Genomic DNA, 16937 nt, shown 5'->3' with positions numbered 1-16937 from the left:
GGTAGGAACGCGTTCCTACCAATGCTGGGGCTACCGCTCCGGTGACCCTCCGAAGTCGAGGGGAATACCGACGTTCTCGGCGTCACGGAGCGCGGTCAGCTTCTCGGGATTGGCGAGCAGGTGGACCCTGGTGATCAGGCCGTCCGCGACATCGAGTGAGATCAGGGTGAACGGCTCGCCGCGGGACGTGATGTACAACGCGAGCTGGCCGTTGGCCGTGACCAGATAGCCGCGGGGTTCGGGTGGCGGCTGCTGGCCGATCGCGGCGAGGAAACGCCCGACCTTGTCGGCGCCCTCGATGAGACGGACCGGTGCCTTCGCCACGCCACCGCCGTCGCTGTGGAGTACGACGTCAGGTGCGAGGAGGCGCATCAGGTCGTCGAGCTCCCCGGTGGTGCTCGCCGCCAGGAACCGCTGCGTCACAGCCCGCTGGGTCGTCGGGTCGGTGTCGTACCTCGGCCGGCGGGCCTGCACGTGCTGGCGCGCCCGGCGGGCCAACTGGCGTACGGCTTCTTCGCTCCGGTCGAGCATCCCGCCGATCTCGGCGTGGGAGAAACCGAACGCCTCCCGCAACACGAAGACGGCACGCTCGAGTGGAGAGAGCGTCTCGAGCACCACCAGCATCGCGAACGACACGGTGTCGGCCAAAGCGACGTCATCAGCGATGTCAGGACTGGTGAGGATCGGCTCGGGCAGCCACGGGCCGACGTAGGTCTCGCGCCGATGGTGGGCACTACGGAGCCGATCGATGGCGAGCCTGGTGGTGATCTGGACGAGGAACGCGCGAGCGTCGAGGACTCCGGCGTGATCAACCTGACGCCAGCGCAACCAGGCGTCCTGGACGATGTCCTCGGCGTCCGCCGCGCTGCCGAGAATGCGGTAGGCGACCCCGAACAGCAGCTCCCGTTGGGCGTTGAACGCCGTGGTCGCGTCCTCGACCGCGACGCCTTCGCTCTCACCGAATCCCTCGGCCATCCAGCTCAGCCCTTCATGCCTCATCCCGCCGGACGTACGACAAGCAGCCTTCCCCTGGATCCTCGCACGGGTTATCCACAAGGCGCGACCGTGGTCCGGCGCGCCGAGTTGGAGTTCGCCGACGTCGAGCAGGGCGGTGCCGTGACGATCCAGCTCTACGCGATGGCCTCCACCGTGAAGGTCCGTTCCGTCATCCCGATCGAGACGCCGTACATGAGGGCGCGGCAGGGAGCCTGAGCGGGCAGTCCGGGAGTCAGGGCAGGCCGTCCCGGTGCGTGCCGCGGGATTGTTCGGGCCGTACGGTGAGTTGAGACATGCGAACCCCCTCGACCTGGGAAGGACCGATCGCGTGAGCCTCTACGACATCCCGCTGCACACCCTGACCGGCAAGCCCGGCACGCTCGGCGACCTCGCCGGCAAGACCCTGCTCGTGGTCAACGTCGCATCCAAGTGTGGCCTCACCCCGCAGTACACCGGGCTCGAACGCCTGCAGGAGCGGTACGCCGACCAGGGCTTCTCGGTCGTCGGCTTTCCGTGCAACCAGTTCGGTGGGCAGGAGCCGGGCACGGCCGAAGAGATCCAGGAGTTCTGCTCGACGACGTACGGCGTGACGTTCCCGATGTTTGAGAAGATCGAGGTCAACGGTCCGGGGCGGCACCCGATCTACACCGAGCTCACCGCGACGCCCGACGCCGACGGTGAAGCCGGCGACATCCAGTGGAACTTCGAGAAGTTCCTCATCGCGTCTGATGGCACCGTGATCAACAGGTTCCGGCCGCGCACCGAGCCCGAGGACGCCGCGGTGGTCGCCGCGATCGAGGCGAACCTGCCAGCCTGAACGTTCGCCCGTCGGTTCCCGTAGGCGCCTGCCGGCGTTTCCGGGCGGTGCCTCCTGGCTCGGGGAAGGAGAAGGGCCATGCCCGACTACGGACGCGAGCTGTCGTTCGGATATTTCCTCGTACCAAACGCCGACGACCCGCTGCTCGCCACCGCACGGGACGTCGAGTCGTGGGGGTTCGACTACATCGGCATCCAGGACCATCCCTACCAACGCCGGTACGTCGACACCTGGACCCTGCTCAGCATGATCGCCGCACAGACGACCCGGATCCGGCTCTTTCCTGACGTCGCCAACCTGGCCTTGCGCCCGCCGGCGGTGCTGGCCAAGGCGGCCGCGAGTCTCGACCTGCTGAGCGGCGGCAGGTTCGAACTCGGGCTGGGCGCCGGTGGATTCTGGGACGCGATCGCGGCGTACGGCGGTCCGCGGCGGACACCCGCCGAGGCGTACGCCACGTTGGCTGAGGCGGTCGAGGTGATCCGGCTCCTCTGGAGCGGCGGACAGAACCTGCGGTTCGACGGTCAGCACTACCACCTCGCCGGCGCGCACGGCGGGCCGGTGCCGCCCCACCCGATCCAGATCTGGCTCGGGGTTTACGGCCCGCGTGCGCTCGCGCTGACCGGTCGGGTGGCTGACGGCTGGTTGCCCTCCCTACATGGGGACGTCGCGCAGCTGGTGGCGATGGCGGCCCGGGTCGACGACGCGGCGGTCGGGGCAGGCCGCGACCCCAGCGAGATCCGGCGCGTCCTCAACGTCCGCGGCACGATCACCGACGGCCCGTCTGAGGGGCTTCTCCATGGACCACCCGCGCAGTGGGTTGACGAGCTCACGGACCTCGCGGTCGGCCTCGGTTTCGACACGTTCGTCCTGTGGGCGGAGGGTTCTGACCAGGCGCGACGGTTCGCGGAGGAGGTGATGGGCGCGGTTCGCGACCTGGTGGCCGAGGAACGCGGCTGAGGCTCGCGGATCCGCTCCCCCCGGCTGGCACCTGGGTTACCTTGGCAAGGACCCGCAGCAGGTGCACCGCCATCGGTTGGAGGGGACGATGGACGCTCCGGGCACGCGGCGCGGGCGGACGAGACGCCGGAAAACGCCGGTTGTCGCGCTCGTGACCCTTGCGGCTCTTGTCGTTGTGACCACCATGCTGACGTCGTTGAACTCGGGCTGGGTCGGCCCGCTGGCCACCGGAAGTACCTGGTCGAAGGGTGTTCCGACCAGCGGCGATCCGGTGTCGATGACCACCGGGTTGTACGTCGACCCCAAATCCCAGCCGGCCACCTGGGTACGCGAACACCCGAACGATCCCGAAAGCGCCATGATCAAGAGCGGCATCGCCGACGAGCCGCTCGCGCGATGGTTCGTGGGAGCCGGCGATGACGCGAAGAACGCGCGTGCGTATGTGCGCCGGGCGGCCGCGGCGGACCGGCTCCCCGTGCTCGTGACGTACAACATCCCGGGGCGCGACTGCGGTGGGTACAGCGCTGGCGGTGCCCCCGAGGCCGTGGCCTACCGGACCTGGGTGCGCGGACTGGCCGAGGCCGTCGGGTCGCGCCCAGCCGTGGTGATCCTGGAGCCCGACGCTCTCCCTGGGATCTCGTGCCGGCCTCCGCAGGAGCAGGCGGAGTTCACCTCGCTGCTGGGGAACGCCGTCGACGAGTTCGCCGCTCGCGCCCCGAACGCCTGGGTCTATATCGACGCCGGCCACTTCCGCTGGGTCGACGCACAAACCATGGCCGACCGGCTGCGGCAGGCGAACGTGGCGAAGGCCCGGGGGTTCTCCCTGAACGTCTCCAACTACCAGTCCGCCTGGGAGAACGTGAGGTACGGCCAGGAGATCGCCGCGCTCCTGCTCCAGAGCGGCATCCACTCGACCTTCGTCGTGGACACGGGCCGCAGCGGACAACCCCCGGCCGGCACCGAATGGTGTAACCCGCCCGGCCAGCGGATCGGTGAGACGCCCGGCCTCGGCCGGGTGCACGGCCTCGACCTGGCCCTGTGGGTGAAGCCGGCGGGTGAGTCTGACGGCGACGGGTGTGGGATCGGTCCGCCGGGCAAGCCAGCCGGGGCGTTCGTACCCTCGCTGGCGGTTGCGCTCATCACGGGAAGATCGCCGTCCGATCCGGTCGAGCCGCCACAGGACTCCGGCCCAGGTGATGGTGATGGCGGATCGCTCTGGCCACCGCACGGCGCCAACGGACCCTTCGCCGGTGGAGCTGACCTGGGTCGGCCGCCGGGAGAAAGCTCACAGGGCGGTCGCTGACTCGTTAGCTTAGGTTAGCCTTCTCTTGGTCGCGTCCCGCGCAACGGAGCCGGGGCTAACTCTCGCTCTCGCCCCGGAGGACATCGATGGCCGCTCCGCAGGTGCGCGAGCCGGCGCCACCGGAGTCCGCCGAGCCAGCCGTCCGACCTCCCCGCTCGACCCGCGGTTTCGTCCTGCGTGGCGCCGGTCTCCTGGTCGTCCTCGGTGTCCTCGCCCTGACAGCGCTCGTCAGCGTGGCCGTCGGCTCCCGGCAGATCCCGCTCGGCACGGTGCTCGACGTACTCGTGCATCGGGACAGTTCGAACGACGCCATCGTGGTCTGGGATCTCCGCATCCCCCGCACCCTGCTCGGTATCGCGGTCGGCGCGGCGCTCGGTTTGGCTGGTGCCCTCATGCAGGCCCTCACCCGTAACCCGCTCGCCGATCCCGGACTCCTCGGCGTCAACGCGGGCGCGGCGACGGCGGTCGTGGTCGCGATCGCGTTCCTCGGACTCTCCAGCCCGACGGCCTACGTGTGGTGTGCGCTGCTCGGCGCGGCAGTCGCGGCTGGAGCCGTCTACCTGCTCGGATCCCAGGGCCGGGGTGGGGCGAGTCCGGTCCGGCTGGCCCTCGCGGGTACGGCGATCACCGCTGCGCTCACAGCGTTCATCTCGGCGATCACGCTCACGAACACCGACGTCTTCGACCAGTACCGCTTCTGGGCGGTCGGTGCGCTCGCCGGCCGCGACGCGTCGGTGCTGGGTCAGGTGGTGCCGTTCCTCGCGGTCGGGACTGTGCTCGGACTCGCGCTGGCCCGCCCCCTCAACGCGGTGGCGCTCGGCGAGGACACCGCGCGCGCTCTCGGAGCTCATCTAGGCCGGACGCGCATCCTGGGCGCGGTCGCGATCACCCTGCTCTGCGGTGCGGCCACAGCGGCCGTCGGGCCAATCGGCTTCGTCGGGTTGACGATTCCGCACATCGCCCGCGCCATCACCGGGCCCGACCAGCGCTGGGTGCTGTCGTACTCCGTCGTCCTCGCCCCCATCCTGCTGCTCGCATCCGACATCCTCGGGCGGATCGTGGCCCGGCCGGGTGAGGTGGAGGTTGGCATCGTGACCGCGGCGTTGGGTGCGCCGTTCTTCATCGCGTTGGTACGCCGGCGACGGATCGCCCAGCTATGACGCAGGTCGCGAGCACCGTCCGTGGGACGGTCCTGAGGAGCCGGGGCGGCAGGCTGTCGTTCCTTGTCGACATGCGCGCACTGGTGGTCTGCGTGGCGCTCGCGGCCGCCGCACTCGCGGTCGGTCTGGTGGGCATCGCGACAGGCGACTTCCCGGTCTCGGTGCCCGACGTTTTCCGCACCCTCGTGGGTGAGGGCACCAAGGCCACGGACTTCATCGTGCTCACTCTGCGGCTGCCGCGGGTGCTCACGGCACTCCTCGTGGGCGCCGCGCTCGGGGTGGGCGGGGCGGTGTTCCAGAGCCTGTCCCGTAACCCGCTCGGCAGTCCGGACATCGTCGGGTTCACCACGGGTGCGGCGTCGGGTGCCGTGGTCGCACTCCTCGTCTTCCACGCCGGCGCGCTCGTGGTCTCCGGTGCCGCGATCGGGGCCGGCATGCTGACCGCGCTGTTGGTGTACGTCCTCGCCTTCCGGCGTGGGGTCCAGGGCTATCGGCTGGTGCTCATCGGGATCGGGATCAGCGCGGTCCTGTCATCTGTCAACTCGTACCTGATCACCCGTGCCGACGTCACTGACGCGCAGGGCGCCGCGATCTGGCTGATCGGCAGTCTGAACGGCCGCGGCTGGGAGCACGTACGACCGGTCGCCGCCGCGCTGATCCTGCTGCTGCCCGTCGTCTTCCTGCTCGGCCCGCGGTTGCGGCTGCTCGAGATGGGCGACGACGCGGCCAAGGCGCTCGGCGTCTCCGCCGAACGATCCCGGCTCGCCCTCGTCGTCGCCGCCGTCGCGGTGACCGCGGTGGCCACCGCGTCCGCCGGTCCGGTGGGGTTCGTCGCCCTCGCGGCGCCGCAGTTGGCGCGGCGGCTGACCCGTCAACCCGGGGTTGGCCTGGTGACGTCGGCGCTGATGGGGGCGTTCCTGCTCGTCACCAGCGATCTGGCCGCCCAGCGTCTCTTCGCGCCGACGCAACTGCCGGTCGGCGTCATGACGGGTGCGGTCGGCGGGGTGTACCTGGCCTGGTTGCTCGCCCGAGAATGGCGCAGGTCCTGAGGTGGAGGTTCGCACAGGCATGACCGTCAACCACAACGGCTCCGTCGCCCGGCTGCGTGCGGAGCGGGCCACGCTCGCCTACGACGGTCGGGTCGTCGCGGAGGGCCTCGACGTGGCGATCCCCGACCGGTCGTTCACCGTGATCATCGGGCCGAACGCGTGTGGCAAGTCCACCTTGCTGCGGGCGTTGTCCCGGTTGCTGAAACCGGCCCAGGGGGCGGTCTACCTGGACGGTACGGCGATCACGTCGTACCCCTCGAAGGAAGTGGCGCGGCGCCTCGGGCTGCTCCCGCAGACCTCCATCGCACCAGACGGCATCACCGTCGCGGATCTGGTGGCCCGGGGCCGCTACCCGCACCAGCGCCTCCTCCGGCAGTGGTCGCGCGACGACGAGACGGTGGTCGCCGAGGCCATGGAAGCCACCGGGGTCAGCGACCTCGCGGAGCGGTTCGTCGACGAACTCTCCGGCGGCCAGCGGCAACGAGTGTGGCTCGCGATGGCGCTCGCGCAGCAGACGCCGTTGCTGTTGCTCGACGAGCCGACGACGTTCCTCGACATCGCCCACCAGATCGAGGTCCTCGACCTCTGCGCCGACCTGCACGAACGTGAAGGCCGCACCCTCGTGGCGGTCCTGCACGACCTGAACCACGCCGCGAGGTACGCCACCCACCTGATCGTTATGCGGGACGGTGCCGTGGTCGCGTCGGGGCAGCCGGACGAGGTGATGACCGCGGAACTGGTGGAACGCGTCTTCGACCTGCGCTGCCGGGTGATCGAGGATCCGGAGACGGGTACGCCACTGGTGGTGCCGGCGGCGCGGGTGCGCTCTCACGTATAGGCGGGCTCAATGCGGGACGGCTCGTACCCGCTTTATCAGCGACGTCGAAGAGCTCAATATCCGAGCTGGATGGGTCGCCGGACGACTTTGAAACTGGCCAGGGCTCGGGGAACGCTCACTATTCGAGATGCTCGCCAATGTGAGACAGAAGCCTGGCCACCAGAACCGGGACCGTTGATCAACTCCGCCGGAGCGGCGGGTCATGATCGTGAAGGGTTTTCGTCGCTATATGACGAAAACCCTTCACGATCCTTGAAGGCGCAGCCTTATGTCTCACCTACCGGACGGCCCGCGGGTTGGAGACGCGCCTGCCCCCTATGCGAGATCGCTCGCGAGTTGCGGTGACTTGGCGGAGGGGTTTCGGCAAAGAAGCCGAGATACCTTCGCCAAGTCGGCTCCGGCTCCCTTCGCGATGCCGGCACGCTCGGGTCCCTTGTCTCCCGGCTTACGTTGGGATCAGAGCGAGCCCAGGTCCGCGGAGATCCAGCGCTCTGGCCGCAGTCGAATGACGACCTGCTCGCCGTGCTCCGCGAGGGCCATCTCGACGTACCCCGCGACTTTCTCCTCCGGGAGGTACCGCGCACTCATCTCCCAGAGCCCGGGTCGCGGGGATCGTCTCCGTGACAGGTCCCTCGACGGAGACGTAGCGGATCGTCGGCTCGACCCGCTCCGCCAGGATGCTGAAACGACCGGCCGCCCTGATCAGCCGGGCTTTCTGGGAGTCCGCGCCGGTCATCACCCACAGGTCTCCGCCCGGGGTGTACTGGTACCACATCGGTACGACCAGGGGCGCTCGACCTGGGCCGGCGTCCACGGCCAGGGAGCCGATGTGTGGCTCAGCCAGAAACTGCTCGCGCTCGGCGACGTTCAGCGGCACGGTGTGCTCCTCAAACGGCATCGGGGTGTCGGACGATCGAACGCCCGACCCACCGTTGCGGGCCCGGCGTTCAACCCCAGAAACGCCGGGCCCGCACGACCGCATTCCGCTCAGCTTCGCTGGGGATCCACTCCGAACGCCTTGGCCAGGTCGTCGAGGATGTACTCGGCGCCCTGGATGCTGCACGGCGTCATCCAGAGCTCGTCCTTGACCTCGTGCACGGTGCCCTTGAGGCGCTTCCACAACGGATTCGCCTGGAACTTCACCTTCGTGCCCTGCGCACTCCCCGCGTCGGCGGTGTACGTCGTCACGAAGATGTGGTCGGCGTCGGCGTCTGGAATGCGTTCCTCGGAGATCTCCGCCGCGATCCGCTCCGGGTCCGCGATGTCCTGGGCGGGCGGCCTGCGCAGGCCGGCGTCCGCGAGCACGATCCCGCTGAACGACGACTTGAGGTACAGCCGGGTCGGCCCGTCGACGAACCGCACGACGGAAATCGTGGGATCACCCGCCTTGGCGTTGATCGCGTCTCCGACCGCCTTGGCCCGCTTCTCGTACGCGGCGATCTCGGTGGCCGCCTTCTTCTCCTCCCCGAGCGCCTTGGCGAGCAGGGAGATGTTTGCCTTCCAGGTGGGCCCGGTGGATTCGGACATCACCGTGGGGGCGATGGCGCTGAGCTTGTCGTACAACGCTTCGTGCCGCACCTTCGCGGACACGATGAGGTCCGGCTTGAGTGCGAGGATCTTCTCCAGGCTCGGCTCTTCCAGCGTGCCGACCGACACCGCTTCCTTCGCGAGGGTGGTGCGAGCGTCGCCGAGGTAGGCGGGCAGCTTGTCGTCGATGGCGCGGTACGACGTGAAGCCGACGAGTGGCGTGCCGAGAAGGAGCGTGTCGTCGACGTAGCTCCCGTCCAACGCCACGACGCGCTTCGGCTTCGTGGGGATGCTGGTCGAACCCATCGCGTGCTTGACCGTACGCGGGAACCCACTGCCGGATTCGGCGGCCTTGCTGGTCGTGCTTTCGGGCGCGCTGGCGTCAGAACCGGTGGTTCCGCCGCCGCAGCCGACAGCCGTCGCGAGCGCGGCGACCAGTGCCGCGGCACTCACGGACCAGCGGCGCACGAGGGGTGGGCTCGAGATGGCCATCAGGGCGTACTCCTTTCGCCGGCGACCACGGCTCGAAGTCGCCCGAGGAGAGACCTTAGCTTAGGCACGCCTAACTTGGAATCCATATCTCGTCAGAGGAGGGAGCCGCCTGGGGCTGGTCATTGCGGCCGCGCGGACGTGGCGCGCCAGGGGAGGCCGGCGGCGACCCAGGCGTGGAAGCCGCCGTCGACGTCGCTGGCCCGGTGCAGCCCGAGGTCCTGCAGGGAAGCGGCCGCCAGACTCGACGTGTATCCCTCAGAGCACAAGACGATGACCTCGACGTCGTACCCACTGGCCTCGGGCAGCCGGGCGTCGCTCGCCGGATCGAACCTCCACTCGAGCACGTTGCGTTCGACGACGAGCGTGCCCGGCACCACGCCGTCGACGTCTCCCTCGCGGGCGCGTTGCTCACTGGGGCGGATGTCGACCAGCAGTGCGCGGCCGGACCGGACCCGTTCGAACGCATCCTTCGGTGAGAGGCGGCGCAGCCGAGCCCGGGCCTCCGCGAGTACGTCGTCGATGGTCCTTACGGTCACCAGTCCACTCCCGCCTGCTCTGACGACACGACCCGCAGCCGACCGTGCTCGAGCACGTACTGCGTCATCGCGGTCAACTCCGGTGCGTAGGCGTGGATGCTGACCGCCGGATCCGTACTCAGGTTGGCCACCTCGTGCACGTGCTCGTAGCCGAACCCGCGGATGCCCCCTTGCGCGAACTCCCGCCGGCTCGACCGTACGGCATCGCCGAGGCCGAGCGGTCCGGACCGCACGGTCGTCTCGGTGAGGGTTCCGCGTACGACGGCGAACGCACCGAGGGCTTCACCGTGGTCGTGGAGTCCGGTGCGCTGACCTGGAAGCCAGGAGATCAGCCAGACCTCGTGGTCGGGGTCCACGTCGAGGCGGGCGTACCACCGCTCCTCGCCCCGGCCGAAGCGGACGCGATCCCGCCACACCTGGGGGTCGGCGGCCAGCCGGCGGACCAGCGCGGCGGCGGAGGAAACGTCGGCGCCGGTGGTTGGCCCGATGAACGGATCGTCGCTGAAGGTGAGTGTGGTCGTGGACATGACGGGTCTCTCCAGAGGATCGAGTCAGGGAAGCTGGTGGGAACTCGAACCGCTGGCCCGGCACGTCACGGATGTGGGCTGGGAATGATCACGTATACGTGGTCATTGCCTGCCTGCCTGCCTGGCATGGCATCGATGCCACGTGAGGCACGCACAAGCCACGTTTACGTGATCATTCCGGGGAGGGACTGACACGATCAACCGGCATCCGGACCAGCGGCGTGGAGACAGCACTCGTCGAAGTGGTTGCCACGTCGGCCGATCCAGAAGACCTCGAGGTAGGGCAGGCGCCGGTGAGTCGTCAACCCGTCCTTGCGGGCGTCCGCCTGAGTGGTTGTGCTCACCAGGTCGGCTCGCCTTCGCACGGTGCCGTCCCGGTGGCGGCGTTCTCGGACGGCACGGCCCAGGCCGGAATCGGGCGGAGGTCCGGGGTGGGTGCCCAGCGACCGTCAACGACGGCGTACTCCCAGCGCGGTCCGGTCGTGAGGAGTTCCTCGACAGCCGAGGCGAGCCGGTCGACGTCCGCGAGCGTGTTGCCTACGCCGAAGCTGGCCCGGAGCGCGCCGTCGGTGGCGCCCAGCCGGGAGATCAGGGGATGGGCGCAGAACTTCCCGTCGCGGACGCCGATGCCGTGCTCCGCTGAGAGGTACGCCGCGACGAAGCCGGGGTGGAAGCCCTCGATGCTGAACGCCACCACGCCGATCGAACTCGGGCTGTCCCGCCAGATGCGGTGCAGGCGTACTCCGGCAAGGACGTCGAGCCGGCTGATCAGGTGGTCCCGTAGCGCGTTCTCGTGCGCCTCGAGCGCGCCGTCCGGAAGCTGCGCGAGCGCCTGGCAGGCGCGGGCCAGCGCGGCGGCGCCGAGGACGTTAGGGGTGCCACCCTCATGGCGTTGCGGTGCGCTCGCCCACGTGGTCCGGGTGAGGCCGACCTCGCGCACCGCGCCACCACCTGGAAGGTACGCCGGCGCTTCGTCCAGCCAGTCGCGCCGGCCGACGAGTACGCCGGATCCGAGCGGGGCGTAGAGCTTGTGTCCGGAGAACGCCACGTAGTCGACGCCCGACGACGCCAGGTCGATCCGGCGGTGCGGGGCGAGTTGGGCGGCGTCGAGGACCACCCGTGCGCCGTGCTCGTGCGCGATCGCGACGATCCCCTCGAGCGGCAGGACCTCACCAGTGACGTTGGACGCGCCGGTGACCGCGACGAGGGCGGCCGGTCGGGCGGCGAGTGCGGCCCGCAGCGCGACGAGAGTGGCCCGCTGGGTGGTGCCGGCCAGGACGCAGCGGTGCTTGCCGCGCTGCCAGGGCAGCAGGTTGGCGTGGTGCTCGATGTCGAGGAAGACAACCTCGCCGCCGGACGGATCGTCCGTGGGAACGCATCCGGCCAGCAGGTTGAGCGCGTCGGTGGTGTTGCGGGTGAAGACCACCACGTCGTCGTCGCGGGCGCCGACGAACGCCGCGACCTGGGCCCGGGCGCCTTCGTACACCGAGGTGCTCACCTGCGACGAGTAGCCGGCACCGCGGTGGACGCTGGCGTAGAACGGCAGGATCTCGGCGAGGTGGTTCGCGACCTCCTGCAGGCAGGGCGCACTCGCGGCGTAGTCGAGGTTGGCGTATGGCAGCGTCTCACCGGTCACGAGGGGAACGGCGAGGTCGGCGCCCAACACGGGTAGAAGCGGGTTGACGCCCCAGCCCGACCGTGCGGGGTCGAGCGGGTGGTCGGGAGCGGATCCGTACCCGGACGCCGTGGAAAGGGAGTCGTGGAAGGTTGAACAGCCGTCTGGCCGGAGTTCCACCGCAGTCAACACACACCTCGCAGACTCGGGACCCCGAGGCCGTGCGGGGTCCGCGCTTGCCATGCCGGTTGGCACCGCCTGGTCTTCACCCGGGGCACCCCACCGCGGAGGAGGGTTGCCGGCCAGCGAGCCGGGGCTGTCGGAGCGGGATCACCACAGAAAGCTGGTCTGCGAAGGACGCGACCTGGGCATCTGATGGTGAGCTCCATGCTGGCGCTCATGACCGCGAGCAACGCTAACCGCTCAGGGAGGTTCCCGCACCTGTGTCTCAACTATTGAGAGCACCTTCCGTTATGCGGACGGACTGGGCTCTTCGGGCGTCGGCCGTTGTCCGCGTGCTTCGCGGGCTCCCGCCCTGGCTCCTGGTCCTGGCCGTACTCGCGCTCGCCGTCGCCGGATGGTCCGTCCTGCAGGGCGTGCTGCCCTACCTCGGGCACGACGAGGCGGTGTACGCCACCAAGGCCAGGTCCTGGCTCACCGGAGCGCCGGCCGCCCAGTGGGATCCCCGCCGCGCGCCCGGACTCCCCGCGCTCGGCTACCTCGCCCTCGCCGTACACCCGAGCGAAGGAGCGGTCCGCCTGGTCGGGCTGGGGCTCCTTCTGGTGACGCTGGTCCTGGTGTACGTCGCGGCGGCCGCCGCGACGAGCCCACGCCGGGCGGTGGTCGTCCTCCTGCTGGTGCTGACGGGACCTGGCTTCTTCCGGCGTACTCCTGAGTTCCTCGGCGACATCGGGGCCGCGGGGATGCTCGTCGGCGTGGCGTTCTCGCTGGCCCGCGCCCAGGAACGGCGGGGTCGGTCAGGCGGGTCTGCTCGCGGCGGCACTCGAGTCGGTGGTGCTCGAGTGGGCGGCGCTCGTGCCGGCGGAGGCGACCTTGTGCTGGCCGCGGTGTTCGCGTTGGGCGCCTTCTACCTCAGGTACGGCGCGACGGCTGGACTCCTCGCCCTCATGCTGGCCGCGGTCGTCGCGTGGGGTCCCAGATCCTGGTTTACGTACGGGCGGTGGCTTGCTGGCGCGGCCGGCATCGTTCTCGCCGGGATGGTCCCGCACCTGCTCTTCGCCGGGCGGGTGACGGGCTCGCCGTTCGGTCTCCTGGTCGACGCGGGTGAATCCGCCAATCCGGCGTACGTCGGCGACGGTCTCGTCTACTACGTCCGCACCTTCCCGGCGCTGGCCGGACCCCTCGGTGCCGTCGTGATGGCGGCGGGTCTGCTCGCGGCCGCGCTCGCCGGCTGGCGGATCCTGCGGGGTCGGGCACGGCCTGGCGCGGACCGGCGGACGGTCTTTGTCGGGCTGGCCGCCGGGCTGGTCTTCGTACTCCTCGGGCTCACCGCGCACGGCGAGCCGCGGTTCGTGTTCCTCGCGGTCATCCTGCTGCTCGTCCTCGGGGTGCAGTCGCTGGCCAGCTGGGCGGGCCGCTGGTCACCCGCACTCCTCGCCGGGATGGCGGTGACAGCTCTGGTCACGCTTCCCGCGACGTACACCTACCTGGCCGGTGGCTCGCTGGCACAGGTGACGCGGACCCGGGCGGCGCTGGTGGAGGTCGCCGAGACCTTCCGGGGCGAGCGCGACTGCCTGCTGGTGACGGGGTACCAACCGGAGCTCGGGTGGTACTCCGGCTGTGCCACCGCGAGCGTCTGGCAGGCCCGGTCCAGGACGCTCCCACCTGGTCGGCGGGTGTCGTACGTGCTGTTCGAGCACGGCCGCGCGCAGCCGTCCGAGGCGGAGGTGCGAGGCCTTGCCGGCGGGCATCCGATCGACGTGCGCGTGCTACCCGCGACTGGACCGCTCGGCGCCGCCCGGATCCTGACCATCCGGTAAGCCTGGTTGGCCGATGAGCCTGGTTGGCGATCCTGACGTACCGCTGGCAGGCTCGTGCCATGGCCGCGATCACCCCCGCCAGTTACCCGCCTGCCGTCCCTGCTCGTGCCGGTGCCCGTCGCTTCGTCGTGTACGGCGCGGGCGCGATCGGCGGTGTCCTCGGCGGTCGCCTCTTCGCCGCCGGCTTCCCCGTCACGTTGATCGCCCGCGGCGCGCACCTGGCGGCGATCCGCGCCGACGGGCTCCGGGTCGAGTCGCCGGAGGGCGCGGAGACGCTCCCCGTCCCCGCCGTCGGGCACCCGCGGGAGATCGACTGGCGACCCGATGACGTCGTACTCCTCGCGATGAAGAGCGGGGGCACGGCCGACGCGCTCAGCGCGCTGGCCGGGGTCGTCGACCCGCGGACGCCGATCGTCTGCGTCCAGAACGCCGTGGCCAACGAGCGGGCCGCCCTGCGGGTGTTCCCGAACGTCTACGGCGTCCACGTGATGTTCCCGGCGGCGCACCTCACGCCGGGTGTGGTGCAGGCGCAGTCTTCGCCCGTCTCCGGCATCCTCGACCTCGGTAGGTACCCCCACGGTGTCGACGGGACCGCCGAGCAGGTGGCCGCGGCGTTCGGTGCGGCGACGTTCGTGTCTGAGCCGCGACCCGACATCACGCGTTGGAAGTACACCAAGCTGCTGGGCAACCTCGGGAACGCCATCGACGCGGTGTGCGGACGCGGTGACGCCCGGCGGGTGGCAGTCGACCGAATCCGTTCCGAGGGCATGGCAGTGCTGCGGGCCGCGGGTATCCCGTTCGTGCCGTTCGTGGAGGATCGCGCCCGTCGCGGCGACATCCTGCAGGTGAAACCGGTCAACGGGCAGGCGCGCACGGGTGGCTCGTCGTGGCAGAGCCTGGCGCGGGCGACCGGCTCGATCGAGGCCGACTATCTGAACGGCGAGATCGTGCTCGAGGGCCGGCTCCACGGCGTACCCACGCCCGCGAACGAACTCGCCCGCCAGTTGGCCAACCGCGCCGCCCGCGACGGCACGCCACCCGGGTCGCTGCCACCGGAGGACTTCGTGGCGCTGCTGGACGCCGAGGACGAGGCCTTCGAGCGCTCTCTCCGCACGGAAGCGGCTGAGCGGGATGGCGGCGTACTCCCCACGACGTAGCGGTGTCGACGTCCCCTGACCGATGCCCCGGCGGACCTGCCTGGCCTAGCGTGCACTCGTGAGCACACGCGGGTTCCGGTCCCTATGGGTCGCGGGCGTCGGGCTGCCCTACGGCGTACCGGCCCTGATCGCGGTCATCCAGGTGGTCGGCACGTTCGGCGCGTCGCATGGTCAGCCCTGGCGGCGACCCGTCGACGCCGTGGCGATCGCCCTTCTCCTGCTCGGCCCCGCTGCCCTGGTCTTCCGCCAGCGCCACGCCGTCCCCGTCCTGCTGGCGGTGACCGGGGTTTCGCTGGTCTATGTCCTGTTCGGGTACCCCTACGGCCCGTTCGTCCTGAGCTTCGTCGTGGCGCTCGTCAACGCGGTCCGTAGGGGGCATCGCCGGGTGGCCTGGCTCGCGGCGGCGGGGTTGTACGCCGGGCACCTGGGGATCGGCCAGCTGCTGGGCGAGCAGGGTCGCCCGACCGTGGTGCAGGCGGTGATCGTCGCCGGCTGGACGCTCGTCATCCTGGTCGGGGCGGAGCTGCTCCGGATCCGGCACGAACGGCTCGAGGAGTCCCGCCGCGCCCAGGCCGCCGAGGCCGCCGGTCGCGTCACCGAGGAACGCCTCCGGATCGCCCGTGAACTCCACGACGTCGTCGCCCACAACATCTCGCTGATCAACGTCCAAGCTGGTGTCGCCCTGCACCTCATGGACGCCAACCCCGAGCAGGCCCGCACCGCGCTCACCGCGATCAAGCAGGCGAGCAAGGAGGCGCTGGTCGAGTTGCGTTCCGTCCTCGGCGTACTCCGGCAGGTCGACGAGCCCGGGCCGCGGCAGCCGGCGCCCAGCCTGCGCGTGCTCACCCCGCTCGTCGAGCGCACTCGTCAAGCCGGCCTTGACGTCCAGGTCAGCATCGAAGGCGGGCCGCGAGCCATCCCTTCCAGCGTCGACGTGGCGGCGTACCGCATCATCCAGGAGGCCCTGACCAACGTGCTGCGGCATGCTGGAGCTCGCACCGCCGTGGTGCGGGTGACGTACGCCGACCGGTTGCTCGTCGTCGACGTCACGGACGATGGCGTTGGTACGCCTGGCGTTGGTGCGGGTAGTGCTGCGGGTTCGGGTGGTGCGAACGGGAGCGGCACCGGGCTGGCCGGCATGCGTGAACGCGTCACCGCTCTGGGTGGACGCCTGGTGGCGGGTCCCGAGCCCGGTGGAGGCTTCAGGGTCCGGGCCGAACTTCCGATGGAGGCAACCGCATGATCCGCGTCGTACTCGCCGACGACCAGGCGCTGGTACGCGCCGGGTTTCGTTCTCTGCTGGACGCCGAGCCCGACATCGAGGTGGTCGGCGAGGCGGGTGACGGGGCCGAGGCGGTGGCCGTGACCAGGTCGCTGCGGCCCGACGTGGTCCTCATGGACATCCGGATGCCTGGCGTGGACGGCTTGGAGGCGACCCGCCAGCTGGTCACCGACCCCGAGCTGGCGGAGGTCCACGTGGTGATACTGACGACGTTCGACCTGGACGAGTACCTTTTCGAGGCGTTGCGGACAGGTGCGAGCGGCTTCCTGGTCAAGGACACCGAGCCGGTGGAGCTGCTGCGGGGCGTGCGGTCGGTGGCCTCCGGGGACGCGCTGTTGTCTCCCGGGGTCACCCGACGGCTGATCGCGGAGTTCGCGAGCCGGTCGAAGGCACCGGTCGGCCTACCAGACCTCGGCGCCCTGACCGAACGCGAGCGGGAGGTCCTTGCCCTGGTCGCCGAGGGACTGTCGAACGTCGAGATCGCCGGGCGGTTGGTCGTGAGCCCTGCGACCGCCAAAACCCACGTGAGCCGCGCGATGATCAAGCTCGGCGCACGTGACCGGGCCCAGCTGGTGGTGTACGCGTACGAAGCCGGCCTGGTGCGTCCCGGCTGGCTGAGCTGAGGCTCTTTCAACGACAGCTGGGCTGGCGCGAGGTAGGTCTCACGCCAGCCCAGGCCGG

Annotated in this window: 18 protein-coding genes and 1 riboswitch; of the genes, 11 read left to right on the top strand and 7 right to left on the bottom strand. The window is 70.2% G+C overall.

What is annotated here, in order from left to right; genetic code table 11:
- Positions 1 to 30: 30 nt before the first annotated feature.
- Positions 31 to 975: an RNA polymerase sigma-70 factor gene (locus tag B141_RS0109920; protein ID WP_026257068.1), complete on the bottom strand. Its 945-nt coding sequence runs from the start codon at positions 973 to 975 to the stop codon at positions 31 to 33.
- 90 nt (positions 976 to 1065) lie between these two features.
- Here B141_RS0109920 and B141_RS49110 point away from each other — a divergent pair, with 90 nt between their 5' ends.
- The 7 genes from B141_RS49110 (at position 1066) to B141_RS0109885 (ending at position 7120) form a co-directional block, all read left to right on the top strand.
- Positions 1066 to 1212, top strand: a complete 147-nt coding sequence (locus tag B141_RS49110) for a hypothetical protein (protein WP_020575004.1) — start codon at positions 1066 to 1068, stop codon at positions 1210 to 1212.
- Positions 1213 to 1324: 112 nt separating this feature from the next.
- Entirely contained in the window at positions 1325 to 1813 is a 489-nt protein-coding gene (locus B141_RS0109910) for a glutathione peroxidase (RefSeq protein ID WP_020575003.1), read from the top strand.
- Positions 1814 to 1891: 78 nt separating this feature from the next.
- Entirely contained in the window at positions 1892 to 2770 is an 879-nt protein-coding gene (locus B141_RS0109905) for an LLM class flavin-dependent oxidoreductase (protein ID WP_020575002.1), read from the top strand.
- 184 nt (positions 2771 to 2954) lie between these two features.
- Positions 2955 to 4073, top strand: coding sequence for a glycoside hydrolase family 6 protein (locus tag B141_RS39895; RefSeq protein ID WP_237742667.1), 1119 nt, complete (start codon positions 2955 to 2957; stop codon positions 4071 to 4073).
- A gap of 86 nt (positions 4074 to 4159) precedes the next feature.
- Positions 4160 to 5233 carry a FecCD family ABC transporter permease gene (locus B141_RS0109895; protein ID WP_020575000.1) on the top strand — a complete coding sequence of 358 codons (1074 nt, stop codon included), beginning with the start codon at positions 4160 to 4162 and terminating at the stop codon, positions 5231 to 5233.
- A complete protein-coding gene (locus tag B141_RS0109890; protein ID WP_020574999.1) occupies positions 5230 to 6282 on the top strand; it encodes a FecCD family ABC transporter permease in 1053 nt (350 codons plus the stop codon). The genes B141_RS0109895 and B141_RS0109890 overlap by 4 nt, the downstream gene beginning before the upstream one ends.
- Before the next feature lie 19 nt (positions 6283 to 6301).
- The gene (locus B141_RS0109885) at positions 6302 to 7120 is read left to right on the top strand and encodes an ABC transporter ATP-binding protein (RefSeq protein WP_020574998.1); all 819 of its coding nucleotides are present in this window, start codon (positions 6302 to 6304) and stop codon (positions 7118 to 7120) included.
- Between the two features lie 456 nt (positions 7121 to 7576).
- On the opposite strand, the gene B141_RS52210 is transcribed toward B141_RS0109885, so the two are convergent.
- The 6 genes from B141_RS52210 to B141_RS0109855 all read right to left on the bottom strand — a co-directional run bounded on the left by B141_RS52210 (position 7577) and on the right by B141_RS0109855 (position 11997).
- Positions 7577 to 7708: a hypothetical protein gene (locus B141_RS52210; RefSeq protein WP_020574997.1), complete on the bottom strand. Its 132-nt coding sequence runs from the start codon at positions 7706 to 7708 to the stop codon at positions 7577 to 7579.
- Between the two features lie 399 nt (positions 7709 to 8107).
- Positions 8108 to 9139 carry an ABC transporter substrate-binding protein gene (locus B141_RS0109875; RefSeq protein ID WP_020574996.1) on the bottom strand — a complete coding sequence of 344 codons (1032 nt, stop codon included), beginning with the start codon at positions 9137 to 9139 and terminating at the stop codon, positions 8108 to 8110.
- 119 nt (positions 9140 to 9258) lie between these two features.
- Positions 9259 to 9675: a rhodanese-like domain-containing protein gene (locus B141_RS39885; protein WP_020574995.1), complete on the bottom strand. Its 417-nt coding sequence runs from the start codon at positions 9673 to 9675 to the stop codon at positions 9259 to 9261.
- Entirely contained in the window at positions 9672 to 10202 is a 531-nt protein-coding gene (locus tag B141_RS0109865) for a cysteine dioxygenase (protein WP_020574994.1), read from the bottom strand. Before B141_RS0109865 ends, B141_RS39885 begins: the two co-directional genes overlap by 4 nt.
- A gap of 197 nt (positions 10203 to 10399) precedes the next feature.
- A complete protein-coding gene (locus tag B141_RS49105) occupies positions 10400 to 10546 on the bottom strand; it encodes a hypothetical protein (protein WP_020574993.1) in 147 nt (48 codons plus the stop codon).
- Positions 10543 to 11997 (bottom strand): aminotransferase class V-fold PLP-dependent enzyme, encoded by a 1455-nt coding sequence (locus tag B141_RS0109855; protein ID WP_020574992.1) that lies wholly within the window; start codon positions 11995 to 11997, stop codon positions 10543 to 10545. Before B141_RS0109855 ends, B141_RS49105 begins: the two co-directional genes overlap by 4 nt.
- A 47-nt stretch (positions 11998 to 12044) precedes the next feature.
- Positions 12045 to 12152: riboswitch (SAM riboswitch) on the bottom strand.
- Positions 12153 to 12290: 138 nt separating this feature from the next.
- Between B141_RS0109855 and B141_RS39880 the strand changes: the two genes are divergently transcribed.
- The 4 genes from B141_RS39880 to B141_RS0109835 are packed head-to-tail and all read left to right on the top strand — an operon-like array spanning position 12291 to position 16879.
- Positions 12291 to 13817: a hypothetical protein gene (locus B141_RS39880; RefSeq protein WP_020574991.1), complete on the top strand. Its 1527-nt coding sequence runs from the start codon at positions 12291 to 12293 to the stop codon at positions 13815 to 13817.
- A 23-nt stretch (positions 13818 to 13840) separates the two neighbouring features.
- On the top strand, positions 13841 to 14974 hold the full coding sequence (locus B141_RS39875) for a ketopantoate reductase family protein (protein ID WP_020574990.1): 1134 nt from the start codon (positions 13841 to 13843) through the stop codon (positions 14972 to 14974).
- A gap of 58 nt (positions 14975 to 15032) precedes the next feature.
- Positions 15033 to 16217: a sensor histidine kinase gene (locus B141_RS0109840; RefSeq protein ID WP_020574989.1), complete on the top strand. Its 1185-nt coding sequence runs from the start codon at positions 15033 to 15035 to the stop codon at positions 16215 to 16217.
- Entirely contained in the window at positions 16214 to 16879 is a 666-nt protein-coding gene (locus B141_RS0109835; protein WP_020574988.1) for a response regulator, read from the top strand. The genes B141_RS0109840 and B141_RS0109835 overlap by 4 nt, the downstream gene beginning before the upstream one ends.
- The last annotated feature ends 58 nt before the right edge of the window (positions 16880 to 16937 follow it).

Origin of the sequence: Actinopolymorpha alba DSM 45243 (assembly GCF_000373925.1) — a bacterium.
GTDB lineage: Bacteria > Actinomycetota > Actinomycetes > Propionibacteriales > Actinopolymorphaceae > Actinopolymorpha > Actinopolymorpha alba.
This window is presented reverse-complemented; position numbering and strand designations above follow the sequence as displayed.

Coding starts and splice junctions, on each gene's coding strand:
- B141_RS0109920 (WP_026257068.1), bottom strand. CDS start 975: ATGGCCGAGGGATTCGGTGAGAGCGAAGGCGTCGCGGTCGAGGACGCG.
- B141_RS0109905 (WP_020575002.1), top strand. CDS start 1,892: ATGCCCGACTACGGACGCGAGCTGTCGTTCGGATATTTCCTCGTACCA.
- B141_RS39895 (WP_237742667.1), top strand. CDS start 2,955: ATGCTGACGTCGTTGAACTCGGGCTGGGTCGGCCCGCTGGCCACCGGA.
- B141_RS0109895 (WP_020575000.1), top strand. CDS start 4,160: ATGGCCGCTCCGCAGGTGCGCGAGCCGGCGCCACCGGAGTCCGCCGAG.
- B141_RS0109890 (WP_020574999.1), top strand. CDS start 5,230: ATGACGCAGGTCGCGAGCACCGTCCGTGGGACGGTCCTGAGGAGCCGG.
- B141_RS0109885 (WP_020574998.1), top strand. CDS start 6,302: ATGACCGTCAACCACAACGGCTCCGTCGCCCGGCTGCGTGCGGAGCGG.
- B141_RS52210 (WP_020574997.1), bottom strand. CDS start 7,708: ATGAGTGCGCGGTACCTCCCGGAGGAGAAAGTCGCGGGGTACGTCGAG.
- B141_RS0109875 (WP_020574996.1), bottom strand. CDS start 9,139: ATGGCCATCTCGAGCCCACCCCTCGTGCGCCGCTGGTCCGTGAGTGCC.
- B141_RS0109865 (WP_020574994.1), bottom strand. CDS start 10,202: ATGTCCACGACCACACTCACCTTCAGCGACGATCCGTTCATCGGGCCA.
- B141_RS39880 (WP_020574991.1), top strand. CDS start 12,291: ATGCGGACGGACTGGGCTCTTCGGGCGTCGGCCGTTGTCCGCGTGCTT.
- B141_RS0109835 (WP_020574988.1), top strand. CDS start 16,214: ATGATCCGCGTCGTACTCGCCGACGACCAGGCGCTGGTACGCGCCGGG.